The 19,725-nt window shown below is 43.3% G+C and carries 18 protein-coding genes; 13 read left to right on the plus strand and 5 right to left on the minus strand.

Annotated features, from left to right (window positions below; all coding sequences use genetic code 11):
- Positions 1–128 precede the first annotated feature (128 nt).
- From ACLWBD_RS07445 to ACLWBD_RS07490, 10 genes are read left to right on the plus strand one after another with little or no spacing between them, the layout of a single operon-like run.
- A complete protein-coding gene (locus ACLWBD_RS07445; RefSeq protein ID WP_413570373.1) occupies positions 129–1,349 on the plus strand; it encodes a hypothetical protein in 1,221 nt (406 codons plus the stop codon).
- Positions 1,342–2,583, plus strand: a complete 1,242-nt coding sequence (locus ACLWBD_RS07450; RefSeq protein WP_413570375.1) for an oligosaccharide flippase family protein — start codon at positions 1,342–1,344, stop codon at positions 2,581–2,583. Before ACLWBD_RS07445 ends, ACLWBD_RS07450 begins: the two co-directional genes overlap by 8 nt.
- A 47-nt stretch (positions 2,584–2,630) precedes the next feature.
- Positions 2,631–3,140, plus strand: a complete 510-nt coding sequence (locus ACLWBD_RS07455; RefSeq protein WP_413570377.1) for an acyltransferase — start codon at positions 2,631–2,633, stop codon at positions 3,138–3,140.
- 16 nt (positions 3,141–3,156) lie between these two features.
- Positions 3,157–4,116 carry a GDP-mannose 4,6-dehydratase gene (locus ACLWBD_RS07460; RefSeq protein WP_413570379.1) on the plus strand — a complete coding sequence of 320 codons (960 nt, stop codon included), beginning with the start codon at positions 3,157–3,159 and terminating at the stop codon, positions 4,114–4,116.
- The gene (locus tag ACLWBD_RS07465) at positions 4,113–5,192 is read left to right on the plus strand and encodes a DegT/DnrJ/EryC1/StrS family aminotransferase (RefSeq protein WP_413570380.1); all 1,080 of its coding nucleotides are present in this window, start codon (positions 4,113–4,115) and stop codon (positions 5,190–5,192) included. Before ACLWBD_RS07460 ends, ACLWBD_RS07465 begins: the two co-directional genes overlap by 4 nt.
- Positions 5,189–6,160, plus strand: a complete 972-nt coding sequence (locus ACLWBD_RS07470) for a methionyl-tRNA formyltransferase (RefSeq protein WP_413570381.1) — start codon at positions 5,189–5,191, stop codon at positions 6,158–6,160. The genes ACLWBD_RS07465 and ACLWBD_RS07470 overlap by 4 nt, the downstream gene beginning before the upstream one ends.
- Positions 6,153–7,298 (plus strand): N-acetyl sugar amidotransferase, encoded by a 1,146-nt coding sequence (locus ACLWBD_RS07475; protein ID WP_413570726.1) that lies wholly within the window; start codon positions 6,153–6,155, stop codon positions 7,296–7,298. The genes ACLWBD_RS07470 and ACLWBD_RS07475 overlap by 8 nt, the downstream gene beginning before the upstream one ends.
- Positions 7,298–7,918 (plus strand): imidazole glycerol phosphate synthase subunit HisH, encoded by a 621-nt coding sequence (gene hisH / locus ACLWBD_RS07480; protein ID WP_413570727.1) that lies wholly within the window; start codon positions 7,298–7,300, stop codon positions 7,916–7,918. The genes ACLWBD_RS07475 and hisH overlap by 1 nt, the downstream gene beginning before the upstream one ends.
- Positions 7,919–8,695 (plus strand): AglZ/HisF2 family acetamidino modification protein, encoded by a 777-nt coding sequence (locus ACLWBD_RS07485; RefSeq protein WP_413570383.1) that lies wholly within the window; start codon positions 7,919–7,921, stop codon positions 8,693–8,695.
- Positions 8,688–9,743, plus strand: a complete 1,056-nt coding sequence (locus ACLWBD_RS07490) for a glycosyltransferase (protein ID WP_413570384.1) — start codon at positions 8,688–8,690, stop codon at positions 9,741–9,743. Before ACLWBD_RS07485 ends, ACLWBD_RS07490 begins: the two co-directional genes overlap by 8 nt.
- Before the next feature lie 6 nt (positions 9,744–9,749).
- Here the strand turns inward: ACLWBD_RS07490 and ACLWBD_RS07495 are convergent, their stop codons facing one another.
- Entirely contained in the window at positions 9,750–11,834 is a 2,085-nt protein-coding gene (locus ACLWBD_RS07495; protein WP_413570386.1) for a heparinase II/III family protein, read from the minus strand.
- Between the two features lie 47 nt (positions 11,835–11,881).
- On the opposite strand from ACLWBD_RS07495, the gene ACLWBD_RS07500 reads away from it, so the two are divergent.
- Together ACLWBD_RS07500 and ACLWBD_RS07505 are read left to right on the plus strand one after the other, a co-directional pair.
- The gene (locus tag ACLWBD_RS07500; protein WP_413570388.1) at positions 11,882–13,987 is read left to right on the plus strand and encodes a bi-domain-containing oxidoreductase; all 2,106 of its coding nucleotides are present in this window, start codon (positions 11,882–11,884) and stop codon (positions 13,985–13,987) included.
- A 2-nt stretch (positions 13,988–13,989) separates the two neighbouring features.
- The gene (locus ACLWBD_RS07505) at positions 13,990–15,234 is read left to right on the plus strand and encodes a glycosyltransferase family 4 protein (protein ID WP_413570390.1); all 1,245 of its coding nucleotides are present in this window, start codon (positions 13,990–13,992) and stop codon (positions 15,232–15,234) included.
- On the opposite strand, the gene ACLWBD_RS07510 is transcribed toward ACLWBD_RS07505, so the two are convergent.
- The 3 genes from ACLWBD_RS07510 to ACLWBD_RS07520 are packed head-to-tail and all read right to left on the minus strand — an operon-like array spanning position 15,227 to position 17,265.
- On the minus strand, positions 15,227–16,093 hold the full coding sequence (locus tag ACLWBD_RS07510) for an NAD-dependent epimerase/dehydratase family protein (protein WP_413570392.1): 867 nt from the start codon (positions 16,091–16,093) through the stop codon (positions 15,227–15,229). The genes ACLWBD_RS07505 and ACLWBD_RS07510 overlap by 8 nt on opposite strands.
- Before the next feature lie 7 nt (positions 16,094–16,100).
- Positions 16,101–16,664: a sugar transferase gene (locus tag ACLWBD_RS07515; protein WP_413570393.1), complete on the minus strand. Its 564-nt coding sequence runs from the start codon at positions 16,662–16,664 to the stop codon at positions 16,101–16,103.
- A 22-nt stretch (positions 16,665–16,686) separates the two neighbouring features.
- The gene (locus ACLWBD_RS07520) at positions 16,687–17,265 is read right to left on the minus strand and encodes a hypothetical protein (protein ID WP_413570395.1); all 579 of its coding nucleotides are present in this window, start codon (positions 17,263–17,265) and stop codon (positions 16,687–16,689) included.
- A 127-nt stretch (positions 17,266–17,392) separates the two neighbouring features.
- On the opposite strand from ACLWBD_RS07520, the gene ACLWBD_RS07525 reads away from it, so the two are divergent.
- Positions 17,393–19,264, plus strand: a complete 1,872-nt coding sequence (locus ACLWBD_RS07525; RefSeq protein WP_413570396.1) for a polysaccharide biosynthesis protein — start codon at positions 17,393–17,395, stop codon at positions 19,262–19,264.
- On the opposite strand, the gene ACLWBD_RS07530 is transcribed toward ACLWBD_RS07525, so the two are convergent.
- Positions 19,261–19,722: a hypothetical protein gene (locus ACLWBD_RS07530; RefSeq protein WP_413570398.1), complete on the minus strand. Its 462-nt coding sequence runs from the start codon at positions 19,720–19,722 to the stop codon at positions 19,261–19,263. The genes ACLWBD_RS07525 and ACLWBD_RS07530 overlap by 4 nt on opposite strands.
- Between the last annotated feature and the right edge of the window lie 3 nt (positions 19,723–19,725).

The following is a 19,725-nucleotide window of genomic DNA, read 5'->3' on the forward strand; positions in this document are numbered from 1 at the left end:
ACGTAAAAAACAGTATTAAGAAATATGTGCTTCTGGAAGGATTTTTCAGGAGGTTAATTTCGTTTATTCCGTATAAATACAGAAAATTAGATAAAGATTTCTGGAGCTTTTACCAATTCCTTTTTGAAATGGAAAGAAAGTCAAAGCGAGAAGTAGAGGAATACCAGTTTCGTCAATTGCATCGCATCGTAAAATTGGCCTATGACCATTCGAGTTTCTATAGAAAAAAGTATGACGAAGCTGGTTTTTCTCCTGACCAGCTTAAGAGCCTTAAGGATATAAACAAGATACCTGTCTTAACGAAGGGAGAGGTTCGTAACTTCTCTGATTCGATGGTGTTAGATTTATATAGTCGAGACAGTCTATTCATCGGAAATACAAGCGGAACCACCGGAAAAGCTTTGAAGCTATATTTTGATCAAAAGACAGACTCCAGAGAATGGGCAAGTATTTGCTATCAGTGGGCGCGCGTAGGTTATAAACCGGGTGATGGGCGGGTCGAGTTCCGCGGGTTTATTGATAAGGATTTAGATTATTTGCATCTACCTGATGTGAATGTTCTGAGGATCAATATCGTTAAGCTTTCGGAAGACAACCTATCAAAGGTGATCGAAAAAATAAATTCAGTTGGATATAAGTTCTTGCACGGATATCCCTCGGCGTTGTGGAAATTCGCAACCCTCGTAAAAAGACAGGGAGTTAAGTATCAACCCCAAGCTATCATGATGGCTTCGGAAATTCTTTACGATTGGCAGATGCAAGTTATCGACGAAGTGTTTTCGTGTAAAAAAACGATTCACTATGGGCAGGCCGAAAAGGTGGCTTTGGCTTCCTGGCTCAGCGATAGGAAATATTATTTTGTTCCAGCCTATGGAATCTTAGAGTCTAACAATAGCGGACAAGAATTGATCGCAACAAGTCTGATAAATGAAGTTATGCCTTTCATCCGCTACAAGTTGACTGATTGCATGACGAATGTTCGATATGACAATGCGGATGGAGGAACATTCTACCCGATTGCGGACTCCATTTTGGGAAGAGAAGAAGACAATACTTATGATCAAAACGGGAACATGGTCCCGCCAGCAATCGTCACGTTTCCATTTAAACAACTGAAATACATTGATAGCGCCAAGATCGTTCAGGTAGCCATTGGTGAATTCAAACTCATACTAGAGACGAAGCACGATCTGAATTTTCTTCCTTTAAAAACTGAGATTGATGAGGTTGTTAAGAATCTGACTAAGATTTACGGCACAAAGACTCACATCGATATTTCTCTAACAGATACGATCCCGGTGGACCCCAGTGGCAAGTTTCGTTGGATCGAGTGTAAGATAAATGCTTAGAGTTTTTTTTAGAGACAGCTTTTTTTACACGCTTGGAACGATATTAACACGTGGAATCGGCTTTCTCATGCTTCCTATATATGCACGGTTTTTTTCTTCTGAAAAATTCGGTGTCATAGATCTTTTATCGGTCACGGGAACGATTCTCGCAATCGTTATTGGGCTTGAGATTCATCAAGCTGTCGCACGTTTTTTTCCCGAAACAATGGATACTGAGAGTCGGCGTAAAATCGTTTCAACCGCATTTTGGCTCATTCTAGGATTGTATCTTGTTTTCTTGGTCCCCGGGTACCTATCAGCAAAAGCGGTTTCGGAAGTTCTCTTTGGTAAGAGTGATTATACAGGTTTAGTGAAAATCGCGTTTTTTTCGTACGGTTTCAACTTTCTTTATTACTATTCTAGTAGTCAATTGAGATGGCAGCTAAAATCAAAGCAGAATCTGCTTGTGAGTGTTCTTTATAGCTTCCTGTCCGCGGCAGGTGCCTTTGTATTGCTAGAGTATTTTACGTTCGGAATGGAAGCTGTTTTTTATGCTCAGATTTTTGCTGCTTTTATATCAATCTTGATTTCAGTTTATTGGTCACGCGAATATTATTCCCTTACTTTCGATCAGGCTCGTCTAAAGCAGATGATGGCATTCTCGGTACCATTGGTTTTTTCAAGTTTGATGGTCTATGCCATGCTTTACGTGGATCGTTTTATTATCACGTACTTGCTAAGTACTTCGGAGCTAGGTCTTTACAGTTTTGCTTACCGTATTGCATCAGTTGTAGGTCTTCTCGTTGCAGGAAGTCAGGCGGCCTTAACCCCTCTCATTTATAATAAATATCGCGAGGCCGGCACGGCAGAGGCCATCGCAAAGCTCTTTAGATATTTTGGATTGGCTTCAACAGTCTTGATACTGTTGCTATTCCTTTTGTCACAGCCCGTCGTAACCATTATCGGGGGCGCTGAGTTTCAAAATTCGGCCCATCTGGTTCCCTGGATAGCTATATCGATTTTATTCACTGGTGTCGCAAGTTTTACACCTGGTATTTTCATCGAAAAGAAAACGAAGTGGGTGCTAGCGATCAATGGGCTGACTTTTCTGATCAATCTGGTTTTATGTTATGGATTGGTGAAAATGTTCGGTCTACGTGGAGCTGTGTACGCGACAGCCATTTCAAGTTTTATTTATTTTTTAATGTATTATATTGTTGGGCAAAAATATTATCATATTCCAGTTTTCAGATAATTGCAGACGGCAGATTTGTTAATTCTGGGCATCTAAAGAGGTAGAAATTGTCGAAGACTTTTATTCATGAGTCCGCTCATGTTTCAGAAAGTGCGAAGGTAGGCGAAGGAACTAAAGTATGGATTAATGTCCAAATTCGCGAGGAAACCACTGTTGGCGCGAATTGCATCCTTGGAAAGGATGTTTACGTCGCTGAGTTCGTTAAAATTGGTAACGGTTGCAAAATTCAAAATGGTGTTTCGGTGTTTACGGGTGTGACAATTGAAGATGACGTCTTTGTTGGTCCCGATGCAACATTTACGAATGATATAGTGCCTCGCGCTTTTATCAGCGACTGGAAAATAGTACCGACGATTGTAAAAAAAGGGGCGAGTATCGGGGCTAATGCGACGATCGTGTGCGGAGTTACTATTGGCGAATATGCCATGGTCGCCGCCGGAAGTGTTGTGACCAAAGATGTCGAGCCCTACAGTCTGGTGATGGGAAATCCCGCAAGACATTATCGTTTCATCGATAAGATGGGTAACAAGATAGAACACAAGATTACGGATATCTAAAAGTAGGGAGTGGGACGTGAGACCAAATATTAAAGACAGCACAATTTTGGTGACTGGTGGAGCCGGCTTTATTGGAAGCCATCTAGTCGATCGTCTTATTTCGGAAGGTGCCAAGCAAGTTGTAGTGATTGATAATATGTTCGTAGGTAGCGAGGAAAATCTAGCCGCCGCATTGTCACTCGGCGCAGTTTTGTATAAAGACGACATCGAAATCACATCTTCTTTAGATTATGTGTTTTCAAAATACAACTTCGACATTGTTTTTAACTGCGCAACTAAGGCTTTGAACTATTCATTTGTGAATCCGAAGAACGCATTTGATACGAATGTCACGGGAGTCTTAAATCTTCTTGAACACCAACGTCGCGGAAGCTTTAAAACTTTAGTGCATTTTTCTACGTCAGAGGTTTACGGAACTGCCGTATATGAACCTATGGATGAAAATCATCCTATCAATCCGACGACGACATATGCAGCAGGCAAGGCCGCCGCAGACCTTGCGGTGAAAAGTTATGTGAATATGTTCGATTTGGACTGTTTCATTGTAAGACCCTTCAACAATTATGGTCCAAGACAGAACTACAAAGGCTATCTTGCAGGAGTTATTCCAATTACAGCCTACAAAATTCTTAAAGGTCAAAAACCAGAGATTCACGGGACGGGTGCACAAAGCCGCGACTTTATTTTTGTTCAAGACACAGTGGATGCCATTATCAAGCTTTATCCCGTGATGAAGAAAGCAGATAGTGTGAACATTTCTACGGACGGTCAAATTTCTATTAAAGATCTGATCCACCAAATTTCCACGTTGATGGGATACCAAGGGGAAATTTTGCAGAAATCTGCACGCGGCGCTGACGTTGAGACCCATAATGCCAGCAATCAGAAAGTGAAAGAAATGATTGATTACCAGTTGACGCCTTTTGAGGTGGGTCTTCGTAAAACACTGGAATGGTACAAGGAAAATATCAAATGATTAAGCTGATCAAGCCTTACATTAGTTTTGACGAAGTGGAAAAAGAATTTCGTGAAGTATTCGATAGTGGGTGGTTCACGAAGGGAAAATTCGTAGAAGAGTTCCGTGAGGAGATAAGAAAATATACGGGTGCCAAGCATGCGTACCTGGCTACATCTGCAACAACAGCATTAACAATGTGTTTAAAACTTTTGAATATTGGACCAGGAGATGAAGTCATAGTTTCGGATTTCTCCTTTCCGGCTACTGCCAACGTTGTGGAAGATGTGGGTGCAACTCCCATTTTTGCCGATGTGGATCCCACGACATTCAATATGTTGCCTGAAGACTTAGAAAAGAAAATCAATCCTAAAACTAAGGCTGTTATTTTTGTTGATGCGCTTGGAAATCCCAGTGGCATTCACAAGATCAAGGATATCTGTAGTAAGCACAAAGTGACTCTGATTGAGGATGCGGCTTGCGCGATCGGCAGTAGTGAAAATTCTGTGCGTTGTGGAAATATAGCGGATCTGACTTGCTTCAGTTTTCATCCCCGTAAACTATTAACAACAGGAGAGGGTGGAGCTATTACCACCAATAATTCTGCGTATGCGAGCCAGTTGGACGTAAAACTGAATCATGGCTCTGTTGTTACGGATGGTAAGTTTGATTTCGTTGACTACGGATACAATTACAGACTTCCGGAGCTGCAGGCAATCATGGGCCTTAAACAGCTTAGAAAGTTAGATGCGATCGTTGCGGAAAGAAACTCGATTCGCTCAAAGTACCAAGACTTTCTAGAGCCTCTTGGTTTTTCCGTTCAAAAAGTATCAGAAAACGTGATCTACAACGTTCAGTCACTTGTCTTTGTGGTCCCTAAAGAAATCGACCGAAATCAATTAATTAGTAAGTTGAAAGAGCTTGGCGTAGAGACCACTCTGGGAACCTACTGCATGAGTGGTGGTACTTACTTCAGGAATAAGTACAATGATGTCCAAAAGAATTCTGAATTCTTAGGGAATAATACAATTACCTTCCCGTGTTATGCGGGATTGGACTTCGAATTTGTGAAGTCGGCGATTCAGCGCAGTTTATGAAAGTAATATTTCTTGGCGCGACAAAATTCAGTGAGGAAATGCTTGGCGAACTTCTGAGAAATAATATCTCGGTCGATGCCGTATTTTCAATTCCACAAGAATTTGAACTGAAAAAACGAGGTCAGGAAGCTGCGGAAAAGTATAAGAATTCAAATTACGCCGATGTCGCAGGGCTGGCTCAGAAGCACGGTATTTCATGTTATTTTGTATCGGGAGGCGAGCAATCGCTGACAAGTTACAGGGATATTATCGCCAAGATTGATCCGGATATCATTCTTGTTTTGGGCTGGTATTTCATAGTTCCTAAATCCGTACGTAGTTTGGCTAAAATTGGCACGTTCGGTATCCATGCCTCTTTACTACCGGACTATGCCGGAGGTTCTCCGTTGGTATGGGCGCTGATCAATGGAGAACAGAAAACCGGCGTTACGATGTTCAAGATTGAAGATGGCATCGATGACGGTGACATCCTTTCGCAAAAAGAGATCTCTATTGATGTGGAAGACACTATTGCGACTCTTTATGACAAAGTTATTAAAACTTCTAAAGAGGTGTTAGTATCTGAAATGCGGAAGCTGGCGAATGGCGATGTTTCTTACAAGGTTCAAGATAAAAGTAAAATCAAACCTTTGCCCATTCGTACAGAAAAAGACGGGTTGATTGATTGGGGTAAAAAAGCCAATGAGATTTACAACTTTATAAGGGCGCAAACCAAGCCCTATCCGTGCGCCTTTTCATTTATTGATAAGCAGAAAGTTAAATTTGTGCGTGCCAAAGTTGCGGAAGTTCCAGATGATTTTAAAGGCGCACAAGCGGGAACTGTCTTTCGATATGGCGGACGTTTTTTTATTAAGACCTCACACGAAGCAATAGATCCATTAGAAATCGAGGTAGAGGGTGTATCACTATCTCCATTCGATTTTTTTGCTTCAAAGACTAAAAAAGAAATGATTTTTGAAAATGAATGAAATCCAAATTTGTTCAAGATGTATATATGACAGTAGAGTTCCTTTGATCCACTTTAATGAGCAAGGAGTCTGCAATTATTGTCTCCAGACGGATCAACTAGCTAAAGATTATGGAATTCTTGATGGCTCCGGCGAGGCTAAACTTCAGGAAATCTTGAGGCAAATTAAAAGAGACGGAAAAGGTCGACAATACGACTGTGTCGTCGGGGTCAGCGGCGGTGTTGATTCCTCTTTCATGCTTCATAAGGCTATTGAATGGGGATTGCGTCCTTTAGCCGTTCACTATGACAATACCTGGAATAGTGCCATTGCGACTGAAAACATCAAAAAAATGCTGGGTCCCTTGAACGTGGATTTGTATACCTATGTTGTTGATAACAAAGAGGTCGACGACATTTTTAGTGCGTTTTTCAGATCCGGAGTGCCAGAGCTGGATGCCTCCACTGATCTTGCATTGGCCGAAGTTCTATATAGAGCAGCCGATAAATACAAAGTTAAATATATTCTTGAAGGCCATTCCTTTATGACGGAAGGAATTGCTCCACTTGGCAGTTTCTATTTTGATGGAAAGTACATCAAATCAATCCACAAAAAATTTGGAAAAATGCGATTAAAAACATACCCGCTGATGGATTTCATATCCTTTATGAAGTGGGTGTTAGTAAAAAGGATTAAGAAAATTCGACCGTATTGGTATATTAATTATTCGAAAGAAGATGCGCGCGCTTTTCTAGAAAATAAATACGGTTGGCAATATTATGGCGGCCATCATTTGGAAAACCGCTTGGTGGCCTTTAATCATAGCTATTATTTGCCTAAGAAATTCGGAGTGGATTTACGAAATCTTTCCCTTGCTGCAGCCGCTCGTACGGGGAAAATTTCCCGCGCAGAAGCTCTGCGACTCTATGCAGAGCCTCCTCACTTGGAGGAAGGCCTTGTGGAATACTTCAAAAACAGACTTCATATTAACGAAGACGAATTTAATTCTATCATGAGCGGCGAAAAGAAAACGTTTAAAGACTATCCAACCTACAAACCACTCTTTGAACTTTTACGACCGTTGTTTTACGTGCTAGCTAAGGCAAATCTTGTCCCTATGAGCTTTTACATTAAGTACACTTCGAAAACAGGCATGTGATGGTTTCAATTGTTAACTATGGAATGGGTAATATCGGCTCCGTTGTTAATATGTTTAAACGTATTAGCGTTAAAACAGAAATTATTTCTACTGCAGAAGAAATAAGGAAAGCGCATAAAATTCTTTTACCGGGCGTAGGGGCGTTTGATGCCGCGATGTCTAGGATTAATGAATTGCAAATTAAAGAAGCTTTGGACGAAAAAGCGCTTAAAGAGAAGGTCCCCGTTTTGGGAATTTGTCTGGGCATGCAATTGTTGACTCAGGGAAGTGAAGAAGGCGTGTTGCCTGGCCTTGCATGGTTTGAGGCACAAACTTTAAGCTTCAGAAAAGTGGTTGATACGAAAGTACTTAAAGTGCCACATATGGGATGGAGTCAGGCTCATCTGGCTAATGCAAGTCCTTTGGTGGCGGGTTTCGAAAACTTTGAAGAGATTCGTTTTTATTTTGTTCATTCCTATTTTGTTAAGTGTGTGAACCCCAATGAATCTATTCTGAAAACGCACTATGGTGTCGAATTTGATTCGGCGATTCAAAAAGATAATATTTTTGGTGCTCAATTCCATCCCGAGAAAAGCCATAAGTTCGGAATGAAATTGCTCGAGAACTTTGCGAGGCTCTAGATGAATTCATCGCGTACTCGAATCATCCCGGTCCTACTTCTAAAAGGCGAGAGTCTTGTTAAGACCGTAAAATTTGACAAGTATAATTATATCGGCGATCCCATCAATACCGTACGGATATTCAATGAACTTGAGGTGGATGAGCTTGCTTTTCTGGATATTGAAGCTTCCAAGAAAAACTCAAAGCCTAACTTCAAGCTGCTAGAGCTGATCGCTTCGGAATGTTTTATGCCTTTAGCCTATGGTGGCGGGATTAAGACATTTGATGATGTTAAAAGAATTTTCAGTATTGGTTTTGAAAAGGTGATACTTAACTCCATTTGTTTTGAGGATCCGAACCTCATTACTAAAGTGTCTGAAATTTATGGTTCGCAGGCCGTTATTGGATCCGTTGACTACAAACACTCGTTTTGGGGGAAGGCAGCTGTCTACTCTCATGATGGGACCAGGAAGCAAAATGTTGATCCCAAATCCTGGGCGCTTGAGCTTGAAAGCAAAGGTGTCGGAGAAATTCTGCTAACGTCTATGGATAACGATGGTACGTGGAATGGTTTCGACGTCAAAGTCGCAAGGGAAGTATCAGACAGCTTGTCTGTTCCTCTTATCGCATCGGGTGGAGCCGGTTCGATAAAAGATATTGCAGATATAGTGAAAAGCGGTGGTGCTTCGGCCGTGGGGGTTGGAAGTATGGTCGTGTATCAAAAAAAGGATATGGGAGTTCTTATCAATTTCCCGGATAAGAAAAAACTTAAGGAAGCGTTGGAATTTAATGTCTAAAGTCATTTACCAGTTTGGTTCTCTTGCGGGGTGGCCCTATGTTCTTGCAAAGGGTCTGCGCGAAAAGGGTGTTCCAAGTATTAATATTATTTCTGATAGTCTGGATAAAGGGGGAGCGACAAACTCCATAGGGAAGTCCAATAGAAAGTTGCACTATGACGAGTGTCTTCACGACGCAAGTCACGGTTGGCTTCGTCGCCTTTTCAATAGGTTTTGGCTGGTTCTTCGAATTCTACGCACGGGGAGAGTTGTTCACTATCATGGTGGAACCATTCTGCCATACAATTTGGATGTATGGATTTTCAAAAAATTTGGAATTCCTACCATTATAACTTGGGGTGGAGGCGATGCGCGCATCATTGAAGTTGCATCCTCAATCAATCCTTACTTTTTCCGTTATCAAGAGCCCGAGAAAGACAAGAATATAAGAAGAATGCTTTCACGGCTTTCTAAATTCGGTGTAAAAGTTGCGACGGATCCCGAAATGACATTGTATATGAAGGGCTATTTTGACGAAGTCCACGCATTTAGGCCGCCCATTTTTATGGATGAGCTTCATTGCGTATATCCGCGAGAGGATAGAAAACCTATCTTCTTGCACATTCCCACTCATCCTTTCGTTAAAGGTACTGTTCACATAAAGAAGGCATTTGAAAAACTTCAGAAAGAAGGCCTGGAGTTCGAACCGGTTCTCCTAGAGTCGAACATGACACAGAAAGAAGTTCGTAAAAGGATTTCTGAATGTGACGTGTATGTCGATGAATTAAGATGTGGATCTTATGGATATACCGCAATCGAAGCTGCGGGAAGCGGTAAGCCGACACTGACATATATTATCGATGAAATTATCCCCAAATTTCCCGAGGATTTACCATTTGTAAATACCAATGCAGACAACCTTTATGAGAATTTGAAATGGCTTATTCAAGACTCTGAGGCACGGAAACAGATTGGGGAAAAGAGCCGCCGATATGTAGAAAAGTACCACGCGGCTGAAGTCGTTGTTCAAGATATGATTGATCTTTATGAACGGGTGTCTAGAAATTAAAGGGATTTAAAACCACCCGTAACCTTTGGAGTAGGGAACCACTGTTCTTTCCGAAGAGAACTTCCAGGATTTTTCAAGACAGATATCGTAAATTTCAACGGCGTTTGATTTTTTAAATACAAAACGCACCGTCTTTAATCGCGGATTAAATCCAGCGAGTGTGGTGTCATTTGCAATTAAAATGTAGCTTCTTTGGTTGCCCGCTAAAGAAAAGAGTCCCTGATCCAAGGGCGCTGGTTCTACAATCTTTCCTTTTGTGTCTGTCACCAGAGGGGCAAAATGCGACTTCACGCTACGATAGCTGTTTCTAACATGGGGGAGTGGGGTGTAAATCGCTGTTCCCGGATCTTCGATAATGGGGTTGCCGTCAGCATACACTTCGAGTGACAACTGATCATTGTGATCGTGACCTCCACGGTTTTTCTGGCCAACGGGCCCGCATCTAAAACCCAAATAAAAACTGTCTGATTTCCATCCAAGCAAGCCGAAATCTTCGTATAGAAATAAACTTGTCGAAAGAATATTCTCACGGACTTTGAGCACGGTCGTTTGAACAGGGTAAGCGAGGTTGGCGAATGAAATTTCCATTCCATTTTTAATTTGTGCAACTAAGTTCGTGATGTCCAAAGGTAACAATGCTGAGTTGCCAAAGTTAGCTAGTGTTTTGTCGTTATCTTTGACGTCATGAACGCTCGCTTCAGTCTGCAATGACGATATCCAAGAACCTTCGAGATATTTCGACATCGTTGGTGTTTTAAAGAACGAATCTATTGCTTCCGTAAGGCAGCTGAAATCCAAGTGAGTCTCTATCAATCCTTGATGAGGCTCAAAGAGGGGCTGTAGTTTGAAAAATCGGCCGCTGTCACAGTCTCCAACTTGCGAAATTTTGCCGTCAGGGCGGGTCACAGTTTTGGTAAACTTGCTCATTGAGAAAAGTTTCCTCATGTATTTGTCTGAAAATTGAACGGGGAGGTTGAATTTACGGAGACGGTTCTTTTGATGCAAAAATAGCAAGGTCGTATATAGCATCATTTCTGAGGACAGGCGATGATAGGCCGTAGATCCTTCAAAATTGGCACCGTCATCGAAGAATTGGTAATCCATTTCCGTTTCTAAGGCTTTATGGGCAAATTGAAACCAAAGATTTGTCTCTTGTGTCTCTGGAAGCAAAGACGAGATAAAAGCAAGGCCGCAGACATCCGCTAAATAGTGGTTTCCTCTAAATCCGTCTTTTCCGATTTCTAAATTGTTGTAGACGTAGCTGCCGTGATCGTACAGGGAGTTAAGAAAAATGCGGTTGAAGCTCACATCAAACTTCCAGCCATAGCTCTTGAAAAAGTCATAAGATAGCGCCCAGTTTGCTGCGCGAATAGCGACGTCCATAGCGCATCGCCAGTTAACTCCATACTTCGGGGGATTTGAGGCAATAAAATCGAGAATTTGATTTTGAAACTCTAAGGCGTAAGCAGATTTTTGTTCAGTGGCGTAGCCGAAGGAGAGCCAAGGCAAATGTTGTGCTCTCGAAATTTCCCAGGGCACTTTGATATCCACGCCCGGCTTATGACCATAAGGGATTCGGAACCACCAAACATTTTCTTTCCATCGATATCCCGACTTGAAATCAAGATGCCAGTCTATCGGCGCATATTCTTGAGAGATCAAACTCCAAACGTTAGAAGCATGTTTTTGATTTGAGGAATTAATTGCTTTTTTAATCCAATCCGTTTTTTTTGGTTCCGGATGAAATGAAGGATTATGCGAGTAACTATGATTTGCTAGCCCCTTGGCTTTCATTCCATGATGAACTTGAGTCCATCCCGAACCTAAGAGTTCAAATTCATGATTCATCGTTTTTGAAAGCAAATGTGCCAATTCGGGAAAAAACTTTAATATATCAGAAGCCGCCGGGGCCGTGGGGAAGAGCCTGAGAGGCTTCTCATTTGTAAAAGATTGGGAATAAGTCGGTAAAATCTTATCCTTAAACTGTAAAAAGAGTGCCTTTGCTCGAAAAGTAAGCAGCTGTGTTACCTTGAGGAATACGACATGTGGCGGAAGGGAAATAGCTCTCTTGAAATACTGTTTGAAGCTCATTTAAATCTCTGAGATGAATAGTTTTTACTAGTGAAAGTTATATACGCATGAAGCAGATTTTCCAAAACTTAAAAACAGGCTCCGTCACTATTGAACAATTGCCGCTTCCAGGAGTCGGAGCAGGGCAAGTTCTTATCCAGACAACTCGCTCTCTGATCTCTCTAGGCACCGAAAGAATGCTGGTTGAGTTTGGAAAAGCAAGCTGGATTGACAAGGCTCGTCAGCAACCTGAGAAGGTGCAACAGGTATTAACGAAGATAAAAACAGATGGTCTGATGCCAACGGTACAGGCCGTTATGTCGAAGTTGGATCAACCATTGCCTTTGGGATATTGCAATGTCGGTGTTGTTAAAGCTGTTGGCGCTGGCATCCACGATTTAAAAGTGGGTGATCGAGTTGTCTCAAACGGTCCGCATGCTGAGGCGGTTACAGTTTCTCGCAATCTTGTTGCAAAAATTCCCGATAACGTCAGTGATGACGAAGCCGCTTTTACGGTTTTGGGATCCATTGGTCTGCAGGGAATACGTCTCATCAATCCCACCCTTGGTGAAACGGTGGTCGTGGTTGGCTTAGGTTTGATTGGGCTTTTAACTGTTCAGCTTTTGAAAGCAAACGGTTGCGAAGTTATTGGCTTTGATTTTGATCCTGACAAGGTTCGTAGAGCCAATGAAATGGGAGCTAAGGCTTATCTAGTGACAGAAGCGGTAGATCCTGTTTCGACAGTGCTTGAAATTACGAACAACATCGGAGCTGATGCCGTTGTTATTACGGCTTCGACGAAAAGCGATGATGTTATTTCCCAGTCAGCGCAAATGTGCCGCCAGCGAGGGAGAGTTGTCCTTGTTGGGGTTGTGGGATTGGATATCAAACGTTCTGACTTCTACGAGAAGGAAATTTCCTTCCAAGTGTCCTGTTCGTACGGGCCGGGCCGTTACGACGTAAACTACGAACAAAAAGGCTTGGATTTTCCAATTGGTTTTGTTCGCTGGACTGAACAAAGAAACTTCGAAGCCCTTCTTGGTTTGTTGTCGCAAAAGCGTTTAAATGTAAACGAACTTATCAGCAAAAGTATTGTTCTGGATGATGCTCCCTCTGTGTACTCACAGATCGGCGAAGACAAAACAGTGCTTGGTATTTTGATCCGATATGCTGCCGATAGTACTTTCGCACTGACATCGGTGCCTGTAGTGTCAGGACAAACGGCGAAAACCAGCGAACCTGGCTTGGCGATCCTTGGAGCTGGCCAGTTTGCTACGGCCGTGTTATTGCCAGCCCTGAAAGAGGCCGGTTTTCGTTTTACAACGTTGGCGTCTCGTAGCGGAAGTTTAGGCGCGCATGTAGCCCGAAAGTTTGGGTTCAACAAAATTTCGAGTGACTATGATGAGGTGCTGGCCGACTCCAATATCTCAACTGTGGTTATCTCTACTCGCCATAACTCCCACGGCAGCTTAGTTTTAAAATCTTTGGCAGCGGGAAAGAATGTTTTTGTTGAGAAGCCATTAGCTTTATCGGAATCCGAAATTGATAAAATAGAAGAATTCTATCGTGGAAAATCTTCTGCACCTTTACTGATGGTGGGCTTTAATCGGCGCTTTGCTCCTCTTACTGTGGACCTAAAAAGAACTTTAGATCGAATGGCTACAAAGAAAGCCATGATTATGACCGTAAATGCGGGCGCTATCCCAGCCAAACATTGGACACAAGATCCTGAAGTTGGGGGCGGACGCCTTGTAGGTGAGGGATGTCATTTTATCGATTTATTGCGTTACCTGGCGGGCTCTGAAATTTCTGCTTCTGAAGTCATGGCTAACGATGGCGGTTGTCTTGACACCTTCACAATCCAGTTAAAGTTTAAGAATGGGGATATCGGTACGATTCATTATTTCGCCAATGGCTCTAAGGCGTTTCCAAAAGAACGTTTAGAAGTATTTTGTGGTGGCAAAATATTTATTCTCGATAATTTTAAAAAACTGAGTGGATTGGGCTTGAAAGGAATGAAGTACATTCTGGGTAAACAAGACAAAGGGCATCGCGCAGAAGCCGTCGAGTTTATAAAGTCTCTCAATCAAGGCACTCAGCCCATACCCCTTGCGGAAATACTCGAAGTGTCACGTGTCGCGATCCAGCTGCAAGAGAAAGTTTTTAAGGGATAGTTTTGAAGAAGTTCAGTATTTTCTTTTTATCTGACAACTTTCCACCTGAAAGAAATGCGGCAGCCACGCGAGTGTCTGAACGAGGAGTCTATTGGGTTGAAGCGGGGCATGATTTATCAGTACTAACTTCAGTGCCGAACATGCCCGAAGGTAAAATATATGCTGGATACAAGAACAGATGGTTTCAGCGCGACCAGTTTTTGGGTATCAAAGTTTTTCGTGTAAAAACCTTTATCGCCGCGAATGAAGGTTTTGCTCTTCGTATTTTGGACTTTCTATCCTATATGGTGACGTCTTTTTTCGCGGGGCTTTTCCTGGTCAATAGAAAGCATGATTTCATCGTCGCTACGTCGCCACAATTTTTCACCGCTGTGTCCGCTTGGGCTTTGGCGAAAGTAAAAGGCAAACCGTTTATTTTCGAACTAGGTGATTTATGGCCCGAAAGTATTCGTGCGGTGGGTGCCATGAAGGCCTCCTGGGTGTTGGATCAAATAGAGAAGGTCGAACTTTTCTTGTATCGGCAATCTGCAGCCGTGATTGCATTAACTGACGATTTTAAAGCGAATCTGATTCGTCGCGGAATTCCTGCCGAAAAGATTTTCGTCGTAAAAAATGGTGTCGACCTTCGAAGGCATAGTCCTCAGCCTAAGGATGAAGCTCTTTTAAAAGAACTTGGTTTGGAAGACAAATTTGTCGTGTCCTATATAGGCACTATGGGTTCCGCTCACGATCTTCTTCGAGTCTTGCAGGCGGCTAAAGCTCTTCAAAATAGTGGAGAACTGAAAGTCGTATTTCTTTTTGTGGGTGCCGGAGCTGAGTTGCAGATGCTTAAGTCATTTGCAGAGGCGCAGGCTCTTCGAAATGTCGTCTTTGTGGCACCTCAAGGGAAAGAGCGGATTGGCCTTTATTGGAATTTGAGCGACATTGCGCTCGTGCACCTTAAGAATAGTGATACTTTCCGATCTGTGATTCCTTCGAAAATGTTTGAGGCGATGGGTTACGCGAAGCCCGTCCTTTTGGTCGCCCCGCAGGGAGAAGCTTCCCAGATTTTGATGGATGCAAAAGCAGGATGGCATTTGGCTGATTACCAAGAGTCGACTTTCTTGCAAACTTTAAAGCGTCTTTCAAGTCAGCCCGAGGAAGTTCGCCGTGTGGCCCAAACAAGCTTGGAAGCCAGCAAACAGTTCACGAGAGAAAGACAGGCAAACGAGTTTATTGCGGCCCTATCTTCGTTGGGAACTAAGTAAACATTATCTTAATACCATCATCTGTGGAAAATTTTGTAGTTTCGCCCAAACGTTTTTTCGTCAGCGTATTATCTAATGCGAGTGTTCCGAAAAGGCGTGTTGAAATTTTAGGCGCGAGCTTAAATAGTACTGCATAACCAATAGGAGTAAGTGGAAAAAGATAAATTTTTTTTCCTAAAGCTTTGGCTATAGCTCGAACTAAGTCTGCGGTTGAAACAAGGCGTGGGTCCTGGGGTAAATAAATTCCGCTGGCTTCTAAGTTAACAATTAAAGAAATGACATGGCAAAGGTTGCCTACGTAGACAATGCTTCGCTTGTTTTTGAAGAATTTCAAGGGAAGCAGGGGAAGGTGTTGAATGAGTTTTGCAAGCGTAACAATATTTCCTTTGGCCCCTTTGCCATAAACCATAGGGGGGCGGATGATGGCCACTTTAAATTCAGCGTCTTCAATGGATAATAAGAATTTTTCGGCTGCCAGTTTGCTTTTGCCGTAAGAATCTTTGGGATCACACGGCGAGTTTTCCGTGAGCCGTTCGTCGTGGTTGTAGAGATCGCCAGATGTGCCGTAGACATGGGAAGTGCTTAAAAAAATAAATTGTTTAACTCCTGAAGCCTTAGCTGCCAGTGCGAGTGCCTTCGTCAACTCGTAGTTAATCTTGAAATATTCATTTTCTGGAGCACCACTCATTTGGTGGACGAGGGCGGCGCAGTGGACTACGCTGTCAACGCCAGCAAACGATATATCCTCTATCTTGGTTTGACGTAAACTTAACGGCTGAATGTCATACACAGACTTGTATTCGTGATAAAAATGGCCTCCGACAAAACCTGTAGCACCAGTTAAAAGAATTTTCTTCATGACCATCCTAGTGGCTAACGCCATCCCGTTTCAGAACTTTTAAAACAGTGAGAAAAAGAATTTTAATGTCTAAAGCGAGAGAGTGATTCTCAAGGTAATATTTATCAAACTCAACTTTCACAGGGATGGGTAATTCATCGCGCCCGTTCACTTGGGCCCACCCCGTAATTCCGGGTTTGAGCTTTTCGACTCCGTATTGTGTACGAAGTTCGCGCAGATCGTCCTGATTGAAGAGCGCAGGGCGAGGGCCGACAAAACTCATATCTCCTTTTAAAACTGACAGTAACTGCGGAAGCTCATCCAAACTCGTTTTGCGAATAAAGCCGCCGATAGGAGTTAGATACTGCGCGGGATCGGCAAGAAGATGAGTGGCTACTTGCGGAGTATCTACACGCATAGATCTAAATTTAGGCATCAAAAAAATCTCGTTGTTCTGTCCGATTCTTTTTGACCAGTGTAGAGCCGGACCCTTCGAAGTTAATCTCACGGCCATAAATACGAGAATTAAAGGAATTCCTAAAAGTGTGAAAGCAATCACGCATAATACTAAATCGAAAAAACGTTTTTCCATGATCTGTTGATTCTGTCCTAATCTACTGAATGGGTTTAATAGAGAAATTGGATTGAAGGGACTTGGAGTCGGGTATCTGAGTCATTTTTTCTAGCACGCACCCAGGTCCCACTAGCACCTCAGATCCCACATGCACGCCTCCGCACGTAATAGCCCCTTGGCCAATATGCGAAAAGTTTCCTACTTCACAATCATGATCGATAATAGCTCCCGTATTTATAATAACGCCGCATCCTATTGCGGAGTAGGGTCCGATGGAGGACTTGGCGCCTATTAAAGATCCAGCCCCGACGGTTGCCGTCGGGGAAACGTAGGCGGTTGGATGAGCAATCCAGGGAATGCTGTGGTTGCTGCTTTCAAGATTTTTGTACCACAACTTTCGTTTTCCATTATCGCCAATGGCTACGAACGCCGATTTAACAGATGGAAACTTAGCGGAAAGGGCCGCTAACGAATTAAATACCGGTTGTCCCAGAAAAACACCGCTCTTTGGGTGCTCGTCGATATAACCAACGATGTCCCATTTTTGCATTGCCACTAGGACTTCGGTGACGACCTTAGAATGTCCTCCACAACCGATAATAAAAATTTGCGTCTTCATCTTGATGCCTCAGGTTGAGAAGACTACATGCTACTTAGAGTCTGCGTCAATATGGGAACTGCTCTTGTTGAAGTGCCCCTTCCGCTATGTCATGATGGCGTATTCCTAGTACAAAGGTTTAATTACGATGTTTGTTAAGATAGCGGCGCTTCCCAGAAGAACTAAAATTCTGATCATGCTCTTGTGTGACGTGCTGCTGCTTCCATTAGCACTTTATTCGGCAATTGCTCTCAGATTTGGGACGTTTTATCCCGTAGTCTCTTCCTACTACTGGCTGTTCTTTTTACTTCCATTTTTAACCGTACCTATTTTTATCCGTGTTGGACTGTATCGTGCCGTGATCCGCTACATGGATGATAAAATCATCGCCACGGTCTTTTACGGCGTGACCTTGTCCGTATTTATGTTAACGGCCGCGGTCGTTATGGGGCGCGTGGAGGGGCTACCGCGCTCGTCTATCGTAATTTATTGGATCATTGCGATCGCTTATATTGCCGCCAGTCGTTTTATGGCTCGCGGAGTTTTGCGTTCACTCGAAAGACGAACGGACCGACGCCAGAAAGTGGCGATTTACGGGGCGGGAAGATCTGGTCTTCAGACAGCACTGGCTTTGATGTCGAGCCCGGAATTTTCTCCTGTCGCTTTTTTCGATGATAATGAAGATTTGCACGGAACTAATGTCGCCGGGATTCGTGTCTTCAACCCCGCCGATGCACTTAAAATTATGGCCGAGAGGGACTGCTTTCAGTTGCTTATTGCCATGCCCTCTGCAACTCGTTCACGACGACGTGAGGTGATCCAGAAATTTGAGGGAAAAGATATTCAACTAAAGACGCTTCCAGGTATGGGTGAATTGGTAGATGGTCGCGTTCGCATCGAAGATATTAGGGAAGTGGGTGTTGAGGACTTACTGGGAAGAGATCCAGTGCCGCCGTATTCGGATCTGCTGTCGGCTTGTATCAAAGAAAGAGTTGTCTTAGTCACCGGCGCTGGAGGATCCATTGGTTCTGAGCTTTGCAGACAGATTGCTATAAACTCTCCGTTGTCGTTGGTGCTTTTCGAACAAAGTGAGTTTGCCCTTTATAAGATGGAGCAGGAGCTGCACAGGCATCATCCATTTTTAAAAGTTTACTCTGTTCTAGGTGACGTGCTGAATCGTGAGCACTTAGACAGAGTGATGAAAAAGTATAAGGTTAACACTGTTTATCATGCTGCTGCCTATAAGCATGTCCCTCTTGTTGAAAGTAATATCATCGCCGGTGTCCTGAATAATGCCTTTGGTACTTGGAACGCTGTCTCGGCCGCTATTAGTTCACATGTTGAAAATTTTGTTCTAATTTCAACAGACAAAGCGGTCCGCCCGACAAACGTGATGGGAGCGACAAAGAGGCTGGCCGAGTTGATTCTTCAAGCAATTTCAGAAAGCGGTTCCTCGAAAACTCGAGTAACGATGGTCCGCTTCGGTAACGTCTTGGGTTCTTCCGGTTCTGTTGTTCCTCTTTTCAAAGAACAAATTCGCGCCGGCGGTCCCGTAACCGTAACTCATCCAGATGTGACGAGATATTTCATGACCATCCCTGAAGCCGCCCAGCTTGTTTTGCAAGCCGGAGCCATGGGGAAGGGTGGGGATGTCTTTGTCCTTGATATGGGCGAACCTGTAAAAATCGCTGATCTCGCACGAAAAATGATCGAACTCAGTGGTCTTGAGGTCCGAGATCCCGCAACAGGCCAGGGTGATATCTCCATCGAGTACGTGGGAATGAGACCTGGCGAAAAGCTTTACGAAGAGCTTTTAATTGGTGAGAACGTCGAGGGCACACATCACCCTCGCATCATGCGTGCAGTGGAAGGCATGATAGAATCCGTGATCCTATTTCCTAAGCTTGAAAAAATGAAACAAGCTTGCACTGCCGGAGACGTAGAGACTGTCAAAGCGTTACTGATAGAACTAGTTCAAGAATATCAGCCGATGATCGAAACGGGTGAAAAGGTTCATTAGAATCTTACCCGCACCCCAATGCCGACGTCCAAATCGACATCCGTTTTGGGCGCTAGATCCAGGGCTGCAGAAACCTCACCAAATACTTCTAAATTTGGATTGTTGAAATTATACAGAAGACCCAAGGGGGCTCGTGGCCCGATCGCGATGTCACCGTCATATTTGCCGTCTTGGATGGTGATGATTCGTACTCCCAATCCGTAATACATTTCCAAGGGGCCTTCGGAAGTGCTAAAAGTCCGAGCCCGATCCCACAAATAGGTTCCGTGAATATGCAATCCTTCATAATGACTTGAAGAGAAGGCAAGCGCTCCTTCAAGAGAATGGCTGTTGTCTAAGCCGACGCGTCCTGAAACTCCCGTCGGGTCGCCTATTACGATGCCAATCCCTGCATCGGCGTAAGCTCTATAGGTTAGAAACGTCGTTAGTAGCACAAGTAGAACAAAGAACTTCATCATGAT

The organism is Bdellovibrio sp. HCB117, from assembly GCF_047305915.1.
In the GTDB taxonomy this organism is placed as follows: domain Bacteria; phylum Bdellovibrionota; class Bdellovibrionia; order Bdellovibrionales; family Bdellovibrionaceae; genus Bdellovibrio; species Bdellovibrio bacteriovorus_B.